We start from the raw sequence: 17,943 nt of genomic DNA, 5'->3' as shown, positions 1-17,943 counted from the left end.
AGTCCTTAGGCTTTCTTCTCCACCCTGGCTGTAAGCTCTCCGTTCACTGCATCGATCAGGATCGTATCACCCTCATCCGTCTCATCAGCAAGGATCAGCTTGGCTGCCAGTGTTTCAACATATTTCTGTACATATCGCTTCAAGGGCCTTGCACCATAAACCGGATCATAGGCATTCTCCACGATCAGGTTCTCTGCTTCCGGAGTCAGCTTTACGGTAAGCTCCTTATCTGCAAGTCTCTTATTCAGGTCTGCAATGATAAGTTTAATTATGCCACCGATATTATCTCTGGTCAATGGTTTGAACAAAATCGTTTCGTCCAGACGGTTCAGGAATTCCGGTCTGAAGTGGGCACGCAGATCATTCATAACCTGCTTCTTTGCTTCTTCACTGATATTGCCCTTTTCATCAATTCCATCCAGCAGATAGGATGCTCCGATATTGGATGTCATGATCAGGATCGTATTCTTAAAGTCTACGGTACGTCCCTGGGAATCCGTGATACGTCCATCATCCAGTACCTGCAGAAGTACATTAAATACATCCGGATGAGCCTTTTCGATCTCATCAAACAGGACAACGGAATACGGTTTCCTCCTGACGGCCTCTGTCAGCTGTCCGCCCTCTTCATAACCAACATATCCAGGAGGCGCTCCGATCAGTCTGGACACAGAATATTTCTCCATGTACTCGCTCATATCGATACGCACCATATTGTTCTCATCATCAAACAGGGCTGCTGCCAGAGCCTTGGCAAGCTCTGTCTTACCTACACCGGTAGGTCCGAGGAACAGGAAGGAACCGATCGGCTTTCTGGGATCCTTGATACCTGCCTTGGAACGGATGATCGCCTCTGTCACCTTCGTAACACCCTCATCCTGTCCGATCACTCTCTTATGCAGCTCCTCATCCAGATGCAGTGTCTTGTTTCGTTCACTCTCCGTCAGCTTGGCAACCGGGATACCTGTCCATCTGGAAATGATCCTTGCGATCTCCTCCTCGGATACACTCTCATGAACCAGGGAAAGATCCTTATTCTTTACGTTTGCTTCCTCGATCTCAAGCTGCTTCTTCAGGCTTGGAAGGGTACTGTAGTTCAGCTCACTGGCCTTGGCAAAATCACCCTCCCGCTGAGCAATCTCTATCTGATTATTAACATTTTCAATTTCCTCACGGAGCTTTGACAGCTTCTCAACGGAAGCCTTTTCATTCTCCCACTGTGCCTTTCTGTTACTGAACTCTTCCTTCAGCTCAGCCAGCTCCTTCTGAAGATCCTCCAGTCTCTCCTGACTGAGTCTGTCATCCTCCTTTTTCAGGGCGATCTCTTCAATTGAAAGCTGGTCGATCTTACGCTTCAGCTCATCCAGCTCTGTAGGCATGGAGTCCAGCTCCGTCTTGATCAGGGCACAGGCTTCATCCACCAGGTCAATCGCCTTATCCGGCAGGAACCTGTCAGAAATGTATCTGTGAGAAAGCACTGCTGCACTGACGAGGGCATTGTCCATGATCTTGACACCATGGTAGACCTCATATCTCTCTTTCAGTCCACGGAGAATGGAAATAGTATCCTCAACAGTAGGCTCCTCTACCATAACCGGCTGGAAACGACGCTCCAGTGCTGCATCCTTCTCAATATACTGACGATACTCGTCCAACGTGGTTGCCCCGATACAGTGCAGCTCACCTCTTGCCAGCATAGGCTTTAACATATTACCGGCATCCAGTGCACCATCTGTCTTGCCTGCACCAACAATGGTATGCAGCTCATCAATGAACAGAATGATCTGTCCCTCACTGTTCTTCACATCTTCAAGAACCGCTTTCAGACGCTCCTCAAATTCTCCTCTGTACTTGGCACCCGCTACCAGTGCTCCCATGTCCAGTGCAAAAATCTTCTTATCCTTCAGTCCCTGCGGTACATCACCTTTCACAATACGCTGTGCCAGACCTTCTACAACCGCAGTCTTACCTACACCAGGCTCACCGATCAGAACCGGGTTGTTCTTTGTCTTACGGGAAAGGATACGGATCACATTTCTGATCTCGTTATCCCTGCCAATAACCGGATCCAGCTTCTGGTCTCTGGCTTTCTCTACCAGATCCTGTCCGTATTTGGTAAGTGTATCATAGGTCGCCTCCGGATTGTCACTGGTGACTCTCTGATTGCCTCTTACCGTAGACAATGCCTGTAAAAACCGCTCTCTGGTGATGCCAAACTCACGGAACAGCTCCTTCATGGAAGGACTCGGATACTTGATCATGGCGAGCATCAGATGTTCCACAGAGACATACTCATCTCCAAACACCTTCATCTCATCCTCAGCAGAGATCAGTACCTTGTTCAGATACTGCCCCACATAGGACTGTCCTCCCTGAACCTTGGTTCTCTTACTGATCATCTCTTCGACTTTGTTCACAAAGTACTGCTGGTTGATCTCCATCTTCTCGATCATTTTTAAAATCAGGCTGTCCTCCATAGTCAGCAGACTATAAAGAAGATGCTCCTGCTCTATTTCCTGATTGCCATAATCGCTGGCAATTTTTTCACATCCCTGTACGGCTTCCATAGATTTCTGGGTAAATTTATTGATGTTCATACGCACACCTCCTACTCATGTTCTATTGATACTATAACACCAGTTGTTAGCACTGTCAAGAGGTGAGTGCTAATAATTTGAATATTTTTTTGCAAACCGTAATTTTTACAGGGTTTGCAAGGGATTTCAAATTGCACTCACACTCAATTTTCTTGGTTTTACACCATTTTTACACCATTTCATTTGATTTTGGTGTAATGCTTATTTTCTTTACACCAAATTACACCAGTGACCTGAATTTACACCACTGCTGGTACAGCATCTGGCAGGTTCATTTTTGACATTTCATTTTCTACATGAGACATTTCGGCGATATGGTTATATACGTTCATCGTAATCTTTGCATCGGAATGTCCCATCACATACTGCATGACTTTCGGATTGACATTGTTTTCACCCAATCTGGTACAGCCCGTATGCCGAAGCGTATGAGCAGATATATGAGGCATCAGCTCAGGTTCTCTGTTTTCCTGGGCTGCCAATGCCGTTTCCTTTTTGTTATAAGCATTTACAATGTTCTTTAGGAAACTGTTTACACCTGCCGGCATGATCGGACGTCCATGTTTTGTATTGAAGATGAATCCACTACGTCCACCAATCTCTACATTACTCTGCAATCCCAGCATCAGATTCAATTCCTTCTGCTTACGAAATGCGTCATACACAGTCTGCGTCATCGGTATCGTTCTGATGCCCGCATCCGTTTTGGTTTCAGAATCATGGAAACAATAGCCTTCATCACCTTCATAGTAAACAAGCTGACCTCCCACATGGATTTCCCTGTTCTTCATATCTACATCCGACCAGGTCAATCCAATTGTTTCACTCACTCTCAGACAAGCCCCGAACATAATCTGCATCATTGGAAGATGTGGTTTATATACCTTACTATTCTCCACAAATTTCAGAAGTTTTTCCTGCTGTTCCAAAGTCAATGCTTCTTTTTCTTTTGCCGGGGCACCATAATCTCCAAGTGTTCCTGTAACCGGATTCTTTCGGATAATCTCGTCTGCTACTGCCATCTCAAAACTTGGGTTAAGCATAGCATAAAAGCCTTTGATCGTACTGTGTGCCAGCCCTTCATCTGACAGCTGCGAAAAAAATGTCCGTACATGAGAGGTCTTAAAATCTACCACACGAATATTTCCCAGTGTATTACGCACCCGGTGATTCCACATACCGATATAATTCTTCTTCGTTCTTTCCCGGATATTCGTCGTTGCCATATACCGTTCAAACAAGCCATTTACCGTCAGCTTCTTTACAGATGTGTCTGTAATAAGCTGATCATCCATATCTTTATTGACCTTTTTTTCCTGTTCTCTCAGGCTCGCAAGATCCATATCATAGATTGTTATCCGCTTTCCGGTAATCTCATCTTTGTAGCGATACATATAACGTCCATCTGATCGCTGGCTCTCTCCTGTTCTTAAATTTCTGCCTTTGTTGTCTTTTCTTGCCATACTAATCATTCCTTTCACATTCGTTGTTTGTTATTCGGAATGATTTTTGTCCTGTTCGTATCAGTCATAATCTGTCTGATATCTGCTCACAGATTAACATAATATTTTAGGATTTCCAAGGGTAAATTCTTGAAAAACACCAATTTTTCTTTGCACTCTCATTCCGAAGGAAATTCGTTGTTTTCTCCTGTTCTCGTCCATTACACTGCCATTGCATCAAGATATTTTTTTATCTTATCCACGTTATAGAGAACACGTCTGCCAACAATGATCTTTGCTTCTGCACAGTCTGCGATTTTTCTTGCTGTGACTGCACCGCAGGATAGCATTGCCATTAAACCTTCAATATCCACAGTCAGACGATTTTCTGTGTTATACTCTGTTGTCTTTCTCATGATGCACATACCTCCTTTCCTCCGTATTCTTCTGCATCACCTCCCAGACAGCGGTTTCATGCCCGTTGTCAGTACCTTCTTCTGTCGTTTTCGATGTTGTCTAATGATGAATTTTCTTCTGTTCGGCGTGTTGGCTTCCATTCGTACAGGCGGTGTCAACGTTACATTTGACCTCTATCAGAATTTTTCTGAATGCTGCCAGCTCCTTCTCGAGCCTGCCAGCCGTTGCCGGAGTATCTTCGACTTCCACATGCTACTCTCTGGTACAGCGGTGGAATTCTGTGTTGTCCTTTAAACCTCTAAGGGTACCTATACAGCTCATTTAATTTTCAAGGTACATAAAAAGCTCTTGAATTCCTATTCAAAACCTTTTTCTACTAATCACACGTGGCAGAGGCAATAAGGTCATATTTTTCATAAAAAAATTTGATTTTTTCATCCCCGCTTTGTTTATTCGCTTTTATGCGAATATTGATTATGCTGTTATTATATTTCGCTTTAATGTTAATGTCAAGCATTTCATTCGCTTTGTTGCGAATGTTTCTGTTTACATTCTGAGCTTTTGATAGTAAAATAGACTTATCAAATAGAAAGCAGGAAATCTGATATGACAATTGGTGATAAAATTAAAAAAATTCGGACATTCCGGAATATGACACAGGCTGAACTCGGTGCCGCTCTCGGTTGGGGCGATAAGGGTGCAAACCGCCTTGCCCAATACGAAACCAACTACCGGGTTCCCCGTAAAGATCTGGTGACTGAAATGGCTAAAATTCTGGATGTGAACCCACTGACACTACATGAACCAACTACGATGAATGCTTCTGAGCTGATGGAAATTCTGTTCTGGATGGATGAATTTAATCCCGGCATGATCAATCTCTTTCAGTTAGAGACTTATCCGGGTGAAAAATCAAATTCCAGCGACGATACCGCTATCCGCTACCATGATTCTGATAGCTGGCCTGCACATCCACCTGTTGGTATGTGGTTTAATTATGGGGTTCTCAATGATTTTCTGAAAGAATGGACACTTAGAAAAGAAGAACTAAAATCTGGCGAGATAACCCGAAATGAATATTTTGAATGGAAAATCAACTGGCCGCAGACCTGTGATGATTGTGGTAAACGAGAGCCGTCAAAACAGTGGCGAAAATCAAAAGAATAGAACTTAGTGAACCTTAGCAAAACTTAAATTTACTGAATTTTTCTCTTTACTCAAAAAAAGGCACTGTAAAACCAATGGTTCCATGGTTTTCAATGCCTTTTGTACATATTCTCTATTGGATTTCTCGCATCTATTTGTACATGTGAAACTTAGCGAAACTTAAACCAGCATCACTACAAATTATATATTAAGTTTCCAGTTTGCCGCTTCCGTCTGCAGATCAACTAACTTACGATATAGACCATTTTTCTTCATAAGCGTATCATGGTTTCCTTTTTCTGCCACAACACCTTTATCCAGAACAACGATCTGATCCGCTGCTTCAATCGTTCTCATCCTGTGAGCGATTACCAGAACTGTCTTTCCACTGACCAGTTCAGATATTGCTTCCTGTATCTGTGTTTCACTGTCCACATCTAAAGAAGCAGTTGCTTCATCCAGCAAAATAACAGGCGCATCTTTTAAAAGTGCACGAGCAATGGAAAGACGTTGGCACTCTCCACCGGAAAGCGTAGAACCATTTTCTCCTATTACTGTCTGATAACCCTGCGGTAAATTTTCGATAAATTCATGACATTTTGCTGCCTTTGCTGCTGCAATAACGTCTGTATCACTTGCGCCTTTTCGTCCAACACGAATATTTTCCATAATTGTATTATTGAACAGGACAACATCCTGAAATACAATCGAGAAATCTTTCATCAATGCAACCGAATCAAGTTTTGCGATATCAACGCCACCAAGTGTAATCTTTCCTCCATCCAGGTCATAGAATTTTGCGGCAAGTTTTGCTACAGTACTCTTACCACCGCCGGATGGTCCGACTAATGCGGTTACCTGTCCCTGTTTCGCAGTAAATGATACATCCTTTAAGACCGGCTTTCCTTCTTCATAAGAAAATTTCACATGGTCAAAGGTTACGTCATAGCCCTTGGTGTGATAGTCTTTTTGTCCGCTTTCTAAAGGATATTCCTGAATCTCTTTCAGACGATTAACCTGTAAATTTGCACCAAAGAGTTCAGCCATATTTGCCATAGCTCCGGAAAGCGGATCGTACAGGCGTGAGGCTGCGATCAGATACAGAATATACGTAAACAGACTGATCTTTCCATGTAAGATTAGAGAACTTCCCACAACGATCACAGTTACAAGACCAAGTCTTAAGATCATCTGACCGGTTGTAACTAGACTTGCGCTGACCATCTCGCTGGAAATCTGTGCTTTCTCTGCTATATCCATTTTTGCATCCAGTTTCTTAAGATAAGTATTCTCCTGATTACACGCTTTGATATCCTGTACGGTTTCCAGACATTCCTGGATTCCTTCTGACAGATTCATTCTTTCCGTCATATATTTCTTTCCAAGCTTCTCCTGCCATTTTCGTGAAAGCAGTACGATTGCAAATGCCACCGGTGCAACCCATAGCAGTGCCAGTCCCATTTTCCAGTTCATAATCAAAAGTACGATACACACAATCGCTGTCGAGATCAATGCTCCAAAGAACTGAGGAACAGTATGGGAAAATGCATGTTCAAAGCTTGCACAGTCACCCATAATTGTACTTGTCAGATCAGCAAGATCACGTTCATGGAAAAATCCAAGTGGCAACGTCCTAAGCTTTTCTGCAAGTGTAATACGTCTACGTTCACTTTCCTCATAGGTACCAATATAAGCTTTTGTATATTGCAAATAATGAAAAATAAAAATAATAACTAAAATGATAATTCCTGCAGCTGTATACCATGCAAGCCCTGCCGTTTTATCTTCCATTCCAAGAGCCACCGGAAGCATCGCATTTAATACTATTGCAAGTAAAGCAACTGGAAGCATCAAGCTGATATTTGCCAGTACAGAGTAAACAATTGCTTTAAAAAGATCTTTTGCACCCTGATCGCTCAGAGCATATTTTTTCTGCAATCTGTTAATCATGTTTTTTTTCCTTTCCCACAGATTTTCCAACCTTCCAGGTAATCTGTGTCTGATACTCTTTCCACATCGATGCATAAATGCCATTTTGATTCACAAGTTCCTGATGATTGCCACATTCTACGATTTTTCCATCACCAAACACGAGAATCGTGTCTGCATTCTGAATCGTAGACAGACGATGTGCAATCATAAGTACTGTTTTTCCACGGGTCAATCCTTCAAAGGCAAGCTGGATCTGATGTTCATTTTCTGCATCTGCAAAAGCAGTCGCTTCATCAAGTACGATAATCGGTGCGTCCTTGAGAATTGCACGGGCTAATGCAATACGCTGATTTTCACCACCGGACAGATAAGTTCCTCCGTTTCCAACCACAGTATCGAGCCCATTTGGGAGTCTGTCTATGATATCTTTGCACTGGGCTGCTCCCGCTGCTTTCAATACCTCATCACGTGTGGCCTCCGGTCTGGCAGCTCTGATATTTTCTAGTAAAGTGTCATTAAACAGGCGTGTATTCTGGAATACAAATGCAATCTGCTCCATCAGATCATTTTTTGCAATCTCACGAACATCTACACCGCCAACCAGAACAGCGCCTTCCTGCACATCATAAAAACGTGGGATCAGACTTGCCGCTGTAGATTTACCACTGCCGGAAGCTCCGACTAATGCAATGGTTTTTCCTGACGGAATTTCGAAGCTCACATGATCCAGTGCTTTTTTCTCAGTGCCCTGATAAGTAAAGGAAACATCCTGAAATACAACGGAAGCATCCTTTGGCTGTTTTGGAGTATTGGATTCTTCGAGTGGTTTCTCCTGTAAAACAGCTTCAATTCTGCTTATCGCACTTTTGGCTGCCATCAATTGTTCGCTTGCAAACATGATACGGTTCATCATTGTCGTGCAAATCGGTGTAAACAGACTATAAAACAGGAAATCCAAAAACAGCTTCTGACTGTCAGCCTGTCCACTTGCACCCGTAAGAATCAACACTGCTGCCGGAATCAATAAAATGAAAGTTCCATTTAAAGTAACATTAAATCCGGTCAGTGGAATACGACAGCAGATTGCATATCCGCTGGCATATTTTTTGTATTCTTCAATCGCAGCGTGAAAGTTTTTGAAAGAATACACAGTTTGCTGAAATACCTTTACAACCGGGATTCCACGGACAAATTCAACCGCTTCTTTGTTCATTGTTTCTAAGGCAGTCATGTATCCAGACATAAAATCTGCATTATCTCCACCCATCATTTTTTTCAGAAAAAATACGCTGATGACCAACGGAAGCAGACAACAAATTCCAAGTCTCCAATCAAAGACAAACAACAAAATGATAACTGCAACCGGCATAACAACTGCACCAGTTAGATCCGGTAACTGGTGTGCCAGAAACCCTTCGGTCAGTCCAGCATTATCATCAATAATTTTCCGAAGTCTGCCACTGGCATTCTGACTGAAATATCCAAGTGGTAATGTAACAATATGATGCATAGCTTCTTTTTTCATATTGGTTGCTGTGCGAAACGCTGCCAAGTGTGAACAACATAGTGCTACAAAATACAAAAAAATGCTAAGCATTGAAAATGCCACAGCGAGCCATGCATAATGTCCGCTGGATGCTGCCAGAGAAATATTCCCCTGCACCATTGCATGTAAGATATCCCTAATCACAAACCAGATGCAGACAAAGGGAATCATAGAAAGTATCGTGGACAGTCCTGCCAGAATACATCCGGCAATGGTCAACCAGTGTCGGTTCCCTGCAAATTCAAACATCCGAGATAGTTCAGGATTTTTCTTTTTATTCATGATCTTATATCCTCCTAAAAAAAGTCGGTGGTATCAGACTCTTTCCAATTTCCACCGACTCAAATTCATTTACTATTCAGACAGATTCTCTTTACAGAATAGTTGTATACAATTCTCAACATCTGCTTGCGTATAGTCAACAGAAATTCCTGCTGCCAGCCAATAAGCATATTCACCTGCGTCATACTTTTCCAGTGCATCCAGATCACTGCCATATCTGAATTCAATATGCCATGTTGTTTTCATCGTATCCGGAGCGATACAGAAATAGGTAAACTCGCCGGAATCAGCATCATCACTTTCGTAAATGTACAGACCACGCGTTTCTTCCATACCTACGTAATGATAAGAATGGCTGAATATATCATTCCCATTTTCATCCACACCTGATATTGTTGTTCCGTCAAACGTAAATCGATCTATATTCTGTAAAAATTCACAGTCGTATGCCATATTTCTATCCTTGTAAGTTTCCACTGCTTCTTCACCAGTGACTGTTCCAGTTACCATAGAAGACATCTTTTCAACAGCCGCCTGAGCATTATCCTCTCCTACAATTGAAGCACTGTCATCCAGCCACAGCTGATCGTATTCATCTGCTAGAATAACCGGCCACAGTTCCTGATAAGTACCTTTCAGATCACTTAAAAGTTGATCTGCTGCCTTCTGATTCTCATCAGTTCCACTTTCCTTCTGTACGCTCGTAGTCTGTTCGTCTGTAACACTGCTTTCTGTTTGCTTTGTTTCAGATGTACTGCTGCTTGTATTTCCACAACCTGTCAATAAAGAAATAGACAAAGTCGCTGCTAAAAACAAGCTTGTTAATAGTTTTCTCTGTTTCATTATAATCCTCCTAAATCAAAAAATATGCATTAGTCAGTCTTATCTAACTAATGCATATTTTATCTGGTACTAATATAAAACTCAATGACCTGTCAGACTGGATTCTATCCAATCAGACATTCTTTTTATACTCCGTCGGTGTCATTCCATATTCACCTCGAAATGCCGAAGTAAATTTATTTGGATTTGTATATCCTATTTCTGTTGCAATTTCACCTACAGATAAACTCCCCTCCCGTAATAATTTTTCAGCAATTTGTAAACGATAAGTCCGGAGATACGCATAAACAGGTGCGCCATACATTCCCTTAAAACAACGTTTCATTGCCGTTGGTGATATTTCAAAACGCTCTGCCAACTCCTCAATTGTATAATGTTCTTTGATATGTTCTACAATAAAATCATGAATCTGTCTGGTACAGTTCCTTTGCGATTTTGAAAAATAAACATAGTCGTTCTTAATCCTGTCAAAATCCATTTCTGTTAATATCAATAAAAGTTCCAGAAGCTTTATTCTAATATAACTAGGCTTTATATGTTCCTGAACGGTATATAATTCCGAAAATATATGTTGTACAGTTTCATTTGCACGAACCATATAAAAATCCTGTTTTCCTGCAAACTCTGAAATTTGAGTAAGATTAATAGAAAGAAGTTTCAAGATTCTTCCCATCTCATCTGTAATTCCTTCCAAATCAATCGTTATCGTTATCCCATGATAATGGGAAGTAGGAAATGTTGATGTATGTGATTTCCTATGCAAGGTACAGATGGATAAATTTCCCGCTGCCATATAGCAATAACTACGCTCTCCAAACGCACACTCACACCGCCCCTCCCGACAATAATTAATTTCAATAAATCCAGTACGTGGACTCTGCATCTTATTACAATATTCCATATGCATATCATTATAGACCAACTCCATTCCTGGAAATGTCTGATATACTACGATATCTCCTGTACCACTTTCATTCTCAAGATGAAATCTTGAACATATCGTATCTTCTTTTTTTCTTCGGACAGAAGTTCCATATAAATCAACACTTCTGAAATCCGCTTTCACTTCCGAAGATGCCAAAAGTATATCTCCAGCAATCTTATATGGATTGTCCGCTGCTGTTACTATTCTCATTTTACACCTGTCCACTTTCTTCCGTTGCTGTTCTTACTTTTGTCTCCTCTTTCATAGCTTGTCTCCTTCAATAATTAGCTTCATCATACCTTCTCATATAAAAAAATGTTACCTTGTAAAGCTCCAGTTCCTACAATAGGTAACATCGTTTGAGTTTCTATACGCTTTCAGTGTAACATCGTTAGGCCTGACTGACAAGAAAATATAGAAATTCATTATAGCAAATAAATTCGCTTTATCGTTCAATAACCAACATTCTTATTATTCAAATATATTCTAATCAGAACAGCCCCTACATTTATGACCAAAATCACAAACAGCAAATTAAATGGCAAATATTCCCGTATCAAGTTTCCTAATACCACAATAAAGGAAATACTGGCTATCAAAACCATTTTATAAATCTCATCCCATATCTTTCTATACTGCTCAATTCCACCCCATACAAGAAGTACGCACCCGACAATTCCTGCCATAATCACAGCACTTGAAAATATTCGTTCAAAAATCACCTCTCCTGCAGAATATCCAATATAATCCAGCTGTTCAAACCATGCCACATATCCCCTGCACCAATTGATTGGCACCGTGATAAGCTGCAATAAATCCCTCTGAAATGCTCCATTCTGAATAAACGAAAAGAAAATGACACAAAGATATCCCCAATCCCAGAAAAACTGCCTTTCTCTCATATCCTCAACTTCTGATTTTGCTTTTCTCCTGGCTCTTTGTATCTCCACATCTGCCTGTTTTCTTTCTCTTTCCGCCTGATTCTCTGCCTGCCTTGCCTGTTTTTCTGCTTCTTCCTGCTTCTGCTGTGCCTGTTCAACCGCTTCCACAGATGATTGGTTCACCCGTATTTTTAATTTAGAGTTCTGGTTCCGAACGTCTTTTATTTCTTCTTCGAGCTGCTCTTGCTCGCTCCTGGTCATCAATCCGTTTCTGTTCCTCAAATCGTCGTTGCTCTGCTGTAAAGACTGATTGAGTTTCCGCATTTCGGACAATTCTTCTGTCATCTGCTGAATTTCGGCATTCGACTTCTGCATTTCTTCTTGCATTTCGTGATTCTCGAAGAATAGCTGCTGTTTTTCCATTTTCAGACTGTGTGTTCTTTTCTGAAATTCCAGGATAAACTCGTTCATCTTCTGATTTCTCACCTGTAACTCGTCCCTCTCTTTCGTTACCAGCTCCAGTGATGTCGCCTGCTCCTTCGCAAGCAGTTTCCACTTGTCGGTAGTATCCGACAAGTTCTTCATCTGTTCCTGCTGTTCGTTCTGCTTCGGCTCGTACCCTTTCGTAATTTCCATTAAATTCATGCTCCAACGCCTCCTTACTGATATCCAGATGAAACGTTTTGGACAGATTGCTATCACGCACCTTCTTCCCATCCTGATTTTGGAATGTGATATGCTTTCGCTTTTCCGTCCAGTTCACCCTCCATCCGAACTGTTTCATTTTTTCTATAAACTGTTCTTTACTGATACAATTTTCCAGTGCTTTTAATACTGCCATTGCACAGTCCGCTACAAAACTGTCCTTTACCTGTTGACGGAACAGATTATATTTATCTTTGCTCCACGCAATGACCTCCCCTTTCTCGATCTGGCTACCATCAAAATGTTTTCCCTTTTCCACAACTGTCATTCCCCGTTCCCGGCACATCTGGTTTGTGAGCTGCTTCATCCTTTCCAGATCTCTTTTTGTACTGTGCAGCTTTCTCCCATCTTCATAACTGACAGAATTGGTCACCAGATGGCAGTGAATATGGTCTTTGTCTTTATGGACTGCCACTAAGGTCTGAAATCCCGGAAACCACTTTTCTGCAAATTCTTTTCCAAATTCAAATGCCTGCTCCGGTGTGATCTGTTCATCCTTATGCCAGGAGATAATATTGTGAGCATACATTCTGCCGGAATCCTTATTCCACAGCTTTTTTTCTTCCAGGAACGTGCGGTACACCAGATCATAGTTGATCTCATCATAGCAGTATGGGCCAGTCACATAGGCAAGCTGTTCATTGGTCTTGTCCTGACGCAGTACATATTCCATACAGTTTTTCATTGCTCCATGAGAATTTGTCCGCTTATTAACCGTCTTATTAATAGCCATATCTTTTCACTCTCCTTCCGGTATTTGAGGATATTCCGATTCAGGTAATACAAAACTTCTTCCATTGGCATAACACCGTCTGAATTTAGCTTCCGTGTGATCTGATTGATATTCGTAGCCGCACCACGGAGCTGGCTTAGTGTCTCTGCAAGCATCTGGTTTAGCTTTTTCAATTCTTCCACTTCCTCTGCGGATTCAATTTTTAAATCTGCTATTGCATGGAGTACAACCGCTTGTTGGGTTTGCCCGGATTCTTTTACTTTGCTTTGAAGCAGGTCATACTCTGCCTTATTCATTCGTATTGTTACTGTATAATTTCGTTTTCGCATAAATTTTCGACTCCTTTCTTCATTCCTTTTTCCATAAATAGAATCAGCCATAACATTTCCGGCTGGTAAATTAGCAGGGGATATATAAGGGAGTGCAACGCTCCCTTATACAGGTGCAGGACAGCGTCCTAGTCAATCAGTAAGTCTTCCGAAGGAATGTCCTGTGGACATTTTGCAGGATTACTTACGCCATTGACGTGCCGGGGTTCCAAGGGGCAGAGCCCTCTGGCAAGTTTAGGAACAGCCCCAAGGCTGGCTCCGGTGCATAGTGGCTTGCCACTTTGCGAAACTTGCCTGTCATCTGCCGCCCACTGTAAGAATCGGATCGCCATGTCCCCTGCGGCATCTTCCAGAATAAAAAGCGGCTGATGACGGTGGTTTTGTGGTGTGTGGGAAGGCTGCGTAGGAAAGCTGGAATACTCCCCTTTGTAGAGTTTTCCATATTTCCGGAGCAGGCTTTTCACACGCCACTCCGATGCGAAGTATCGGACAATCATGTGCCGTATCCGGCACTCCATTCTTTTTCGCCCTGGCTGCCACTTTCTCTGCCAGATTTCTTTTTATTTCTGTTCTTTTCCTTTCGATTCACCTTTTTTCTGTTTAAAAGCATAAAAATTGGCAGTCATGAACATCTCCAGGATTTTCTCTCCGAAAAATGCCATCACTGCCACTGCTTTCTCTGTTATTTTGTTTTTATGGAACTGTGATATCCTGTTATTTAGCTCCATTCTTTCTGCTATTTTACCTTTTTGACGATATCGAAGACCTCATCCATCAATTTTTCCAATTTCATTTGCAACTACTTAAAAACTATCCGCAAAATCCAATGCCGCATCCAAATCTGCTTCCTGTTCCCAGTCCGTTATATCTTCCGTGTGCTGCTCACTTTCCTTTTCTTCTGTCAGATCGGACAATTCTTTTTCTCCTGCTGATTCTTTCACAAATGGTGCAAGCATCTCAAATAAATTCTTTGCCATAGCCATCGGAACAGATTCTTTCACTCCATTCCGGATAGCTGTCTCCACTCTTTCCAGAAAAGCGTCTTCCTTTTCTCTAGTTTCCAGATATGGATCTTCTTTATTTCGATATTCTCTGGCAAAATAATCATTCAACGCTGCCACAACTGCTTTTGTATAGGATTTATATTTCTGCCTGTCCATGGTCTGAAGATATTCCCATGCTTTCCTATCCTGTTCATCACACAGGTTCAACCGAATATTGGTGTTGATAATTCTCCGTTCTTTTCTCATACCAGCATTCCTCCGTTTTTCTGAATTTTTCTCACCGTCATAGCTTCATATCCTTTTGCGGTTGCACAGATATCCCGTACAATCGTTACTCTGTCTTTGTCATATTCCCCGAAGTTCTGGATCATACAACCACCACCGCCAACTACATATAAACGCATCAGCTCCGGGTTGTATTCCCGTTCTCTCAGCTTATGGAAGATTTCTTTCGTATAATCTCCGGCAGCTTTACGAATAACCGAAAGATATTTTTCACCAATATCTGCCGTCCCGGTGCGGATCACCTGCTCGATCACCAGATCATCTACCACTGTTCCCAGTTCTTTCAACAAAGATTCCCTAACAGCAAGTACACACTGATGTGTTCCATATTTCTCTGTATAGCATTTCTTCTCCACCGGGCGAGAATTGTTGATATACATGATGTTCATAGTTCCGTTTCCAATATCTGCCAGCATATTGATACCTTTGAAATCCTGTAAGCGGTAAAAGGCTGCTGCAAATCCCTGTGGGTAAATATCAGCTCCTGCAAACTCTACATGATACTCTTTATTGCGGAATATAAAATCCACGCTTTCATTCTTGAGAAGATATTTCTGGAAATCTTCTTTCTGTGTAGCTACCCAGGTAAGCGGAAGTCCGGCTGCAATGTGTACCTTTGCCTGATCCATTCCTTTCCCATCAAGTTCCCTTGCGATAGCCGCCAGTGTCAGCACATAATAATCCTCGTCCTGCGTTTTCTCCGCACAGAACTCCTTATGCTCCTCACCGATCTGGTAAAACATACCATGGTAAACAAGAAGGTTATTCTGAAAGATTGGCTCCTTCTCATATCTGGCTACACCGGATGGAAAACATCTGGTTGCAGTTTTCATGTTGCCATAACCATGGTCAATCCCAATCACCATAATTGTCTCGTTTTTGTTTGTTTTCATCATTCTCATAATCATACCTCATTCTTTCTTCTTTATTTTTATTGATAAAAGCACAGCTGGGGCAAAAAGGGCATTTTTTTGAACCTCCTGACAGCCTTTTTATTTTTTTGCCCTGTCCTGACCTCGTTCATTTTTGCCTTTTTTGCCCCAAATGCCCCAAACCATCTGTCATATATTCAATTTTAATTGTTCAGAGTGTTCCTCAAAGGGAGTCCTGTCCCCTGCTTCCAGAGGCTGGAAATCTTCTTCCCGTACAGCAATATCCTGATAACAGTAATCGCCGTTATATTTCCTTGCCTGAAACCCTTTGCCCTCCATATTTTTAAAAAATCCTGATTTTGCATGTCCCTGACGGCCATTGTCCTCGCAGTATTCCTCGTACATCCGGAACACGTCGCTGCGTTTCAGCCGCTTTCCTTTTTCCTTCACCAGTTTCTCCTCCAGGAAAGCACATACACTGTCTGATAACCGCCGCAGTTCCCAGACGCATTCTTTGCTGTGTTCGCTTTCGATAAGTTCCCCACGATCATAAACATCTTTCAATGCTGTCACTGCCATATGAATCGCATAGTCCGCTTCTGCCTTGATCTTTTCTTTCAGCCGGATATCTTTTTCCTCTCTTGGAATCATCTGGTTCATATCCAAAACAAGGAGTCTCCGGTAGAAAGCATCGGATTTGTCTTCCAGATTCTGCGGCATTTCGTTGGTTGAAAAAAGTAGCTTTGCATATGCCTTATAAAAGACCGCATCTTTTCCTTTTTTCTCATACAAAAGTGTATCTTCACCAACTGCCTTTTTCAGCACATCGGTTGTATCCATTGCCTTGCATGGGATATCTGCACAGGCATTTAACAGCTTTCCATACATCCCGGTAGCATAAAACCGTTTGTTCAAGTCCTGCAATGAGATACTGGACGTATTCTCATTTCCGATCACGTGCTGGATCAGTGCAACTGCAACGGACTTTCCGGTACCTCCATTTCCTTTCAGCATCAGGAATTTCTGGAACTGGGTGTCTGTTGTCATGCAATATCCGAAATACTCCCAGAACATCTGCTGTTCCACCTTATCCGGTATGGAAGAATCCAGATACTTTCTGATATTTTCTCCACCTCCCAGGACTTTTTCCCTGTCCTCCGGATAATATGGGAAGGGGATCTGATTGATAGTCAGATACTTCGGATCATGCTCTACCAGCTCATCTGTCAGTACATCATAATAAGCATTTTTGAAATTGATCCAGTGGGCTGGCTGCTTATTCAGCTCATACGAATTCCGGTAAATCTGTGGCTGCGTAATCAAGAGATTATAAACTCTCTGGATGGTGCTGCTGTTGACCTGATCCCGGTAAATCAGCTTTTGAATCCGGTATTTCAGCTTCACACCTCTGGCATCCTCGATAAAAACACCATGCTCATAATAATAGGGAATCTCTCCCCTTACGAAGAAGCTCACATTTTCCACAATATAATCCACAATCTCCATATCCCGTACACCGGTGACTTTCCCTTTGGAATCAAACTTGTGGAACCGGCTTAATTCCGGATCGTTCTTCGGTTCCCGTTCAAACCGCAGGATAAACTGCTCAAGAACTTTACCAAGCTCCTGCTTATTGTCAAAATTTCCAAGATACTCTTTTTCTTTGAACAACTGCCACCCGGATTTTCCGTCCAGTCCGGCATCCTTGCAGAATTCCAGTATCCGGTCATTCATCCATTTGACTGTACAGGCTGCCACATAGTGATAGGAGCTTTGACAGCTTCCCTGAAACTGCATCGAACGCATTTCATCGACAAATCCATCTATACTGTAATAACCGTCCTCTTCTTCCTGCACTAAATAAAGGGACTGATAACCGGAAATTATGATATTTAACGCAATCTCCTGATTATCCACCAGAAAAATATATTTCTGTGCAGTCCCTTCCGGTTCTGTCTCCATATAATGCTTTAGGAACTTCTTGTTCATATTCATCACTTCCCC

The 17,943-nt window shown here is 42.0% G+C and carries 15 protein-coding genes; 1 reads left to right on the top strand and 14 read right to left on the bottom strand.

The features are described 5' to 3' along the window. Positions 1–5: 5 nt before the first annotated feature. The 4 genes from clpB to OCV77_RS08130 all read right to left on the bottom strand — a co-directional run bounded on the left by clpB (position 6) and on the right by OCV77_RS08130 (position 4,705). Positions 6–2,597: an ATP-dependent chaperone ClpB gene (gene clpB / locus OCV77_RS08145; RefSeq protein WP_262574533.1), complete on the bottom strand. Its 2,592-nt coding sequence runs from the start codon at positions 2,595–2,597 to the stop codon at positions 6–8. Between the two features lie 239 nt (positions 2,598–2,836). Further along, positions 2,837–4,060: a site-specific integrase gene (locus OCV77_RS08140; protein WP_055147117.1), complete on the bottom strand. Its 1,224-nt coding sequence runs from the start codon at positions 4,058–4,060 to the stop codon at positions 2,837–2,839. A 200-nt stretch (positions 4,061–4,260) separates the two neighbouring features. Further along, entirely contained in the window at positions 4,261–4,455 is a 195-nt protein-coding gene (locus OCV77_RS08135) for a hypothetical protein (RefSeq protein ID WP_004841353.1), read from the bottom strand. Between the two features lie 100 nt (positions 4,456–4,555). Next, on the bottom strand, positions 4,556–4,705 hold the full coding sequence (locus OCV77_RS08130) for a hypothetical protein (RefSeq protein WP_242858392.1): 150 nt from the start codon (positions 4,703–4,705) through the stop codon (positions 4,556–4,558). Positions 4,706–5,062: 357 nt separating this feature from the next. On the opposite strand from OCV77_RS08130, the gene OCV77_RS08125 reads away from it, so the two are divergent. Beyond that, the gene (locus tag OCV77_RS08125; protein ID WP_055147120.1) at positions 5,063–5,623 is read left to right on the top strand and encodes a helix-turn-helix domain-containing protein; all 561 of its coding nucleotides are present in this window, start codon (positions 5,063–5,065) and stop codon (positions 5,621–5,623) included. Between the two features lie 180 nt (positions 5,624–5,803). On the opposite strand, the gene OCV77_RS08120 is transcribed toward OCV77_RS08125, so the two are convergent. From OCV77_RS08120 to OCV77_RS08075, 10 genes are all read right to left on the bottom strand, one after another. Further along, entirely contained in the window at positions 5,804–7,552 is a 1,749-nt protein-coding gene (locus OCV77_RS08120) for an ABC transporter ATP-binding protein (protein ID WP_055147124.1), read from the bottom strand. After that, positions 7,545–9,362, bottom strand: coding sequence for an ABC transporter ATP-binding protein (locus tag OCV77_RS08115; protein WP_055147127.1), 1,818 nt, complete (start codon positions 9,360–9,362; stop codon positions 7,545–7,547). Before OCV77_RS08115 ends, OCV77_RS08120 begins: the two co-directional genes overlap by 8 nt. A gap of 72 nt (positions 9,363–9,434) precedes the next feature. Beyond that, positions 9,435–10,205, bottom strand: coding sequence for a hypothetical protein (locus OCV77_RS08110; protein ID WP_055147130.1), 771 nt, complete (start codon positions 10,203–10,205; stop codon positions 9,435–9,437). A gap of 112 nt (positions 10,206–10,317) precedes the next feature. Further along, a complete protein-coding gene (locus OCV77_RS08105; RefSeq protein WP_081016865.1) occupies positions 10,318–11,340 on the bottom strand; it encodes a helix-turn-helix domain-containing protein in 1,023 nt (340 codons plus the stop codon). Positions 11,341–11,582: 242 nt separating this feature from the next. Then, on the bottom strand, positions 11,583–12,272 hold the full coding sequence (locus tag OCV77_RS08100; RefSeq protein WP_242849369.1) for a DUF6040 family protein: 690 nt from the start codon (positions 12,270–12,272) through the stop codon (positions 11,583–11,585). Further along, on the bottom strand, positions 12,208–13,449 hold the full coding sequence (locus OCV77_RS08095) for a relaxase/mobilization nuclease domain-containing protein (protein ID WP_242849370.1): 1,242 nt from the start codon (positions 13,447–13,449) through the stop codon (positions 12,208–12,210). The genes OCV77_RS08100 and OCV77_RS08095 overlap by 65 nt, the downstream gene beginning before the upstream one ends. Continuing rightward, positions 13,398–13,778, bottom strand: coding sequence for a plasmid mobilization protein (locus OCV77_RS08090; RefSeq protein ID WP_055147136.1), 381 nt, complete (start codon positions 13,776–13,778; stop codon positions 13,398–13,400). Before OCV77_RS08090 ends, OCV77_RS08095 begins: the two co-directional genes overlap by 52 nt. An 803-nt stretch (positions 13,779–14,581) precedes the next feature. Beyond that, positions 14,582–15,028, bottom strand: a complete 447-nt coding sequence (locus tag OCV77_RS08085) for a hypothetical protein (protein ID WP_055147143.1) — start codon at positions 15,026–15,028, stop codon at positions 14,582–14,584. Continuing rightward, entirely contained in the window at positions 15,025–15,969 is a 945-nt protein-coding gene (locus tag OCV77_RS08080) for a ParM/StbA family protein (protein ID WP_055147146.1), read from the bottom strand. The genes OCV77_RS08085 and OCV77_RS08080 overlap by 4 nt, the downstream gene beginning before the upstream one ends. Positions 15,970–16,128: 159 nt before the next feature. After that, positions 16,129–17,928, bottom strand: coding sequence for a DNA primase family protein (locus tag OCV77_RS08075; RefSeq protein ID WP_242849371.1), 1,800 nt, complete (start codon positions 17,926–17,928; stop codon positions 16,129–16,131). Between the last annotated feature and the right edge of the window lie 15 nt (positions 17,929–17,943).

Source organism: Suilimivivens aceti (assembly GCF_025567405.1).
Taxonomy (GTDB): Bacteria; Bacillota; Clostridia; order Lachnospirales; family Lachnospiraceae; genus Suilimivivens; species Suilimivivens aceti.
This window is presented reverse-complemented; position numbering and strand designations above follow the sequence as displayed.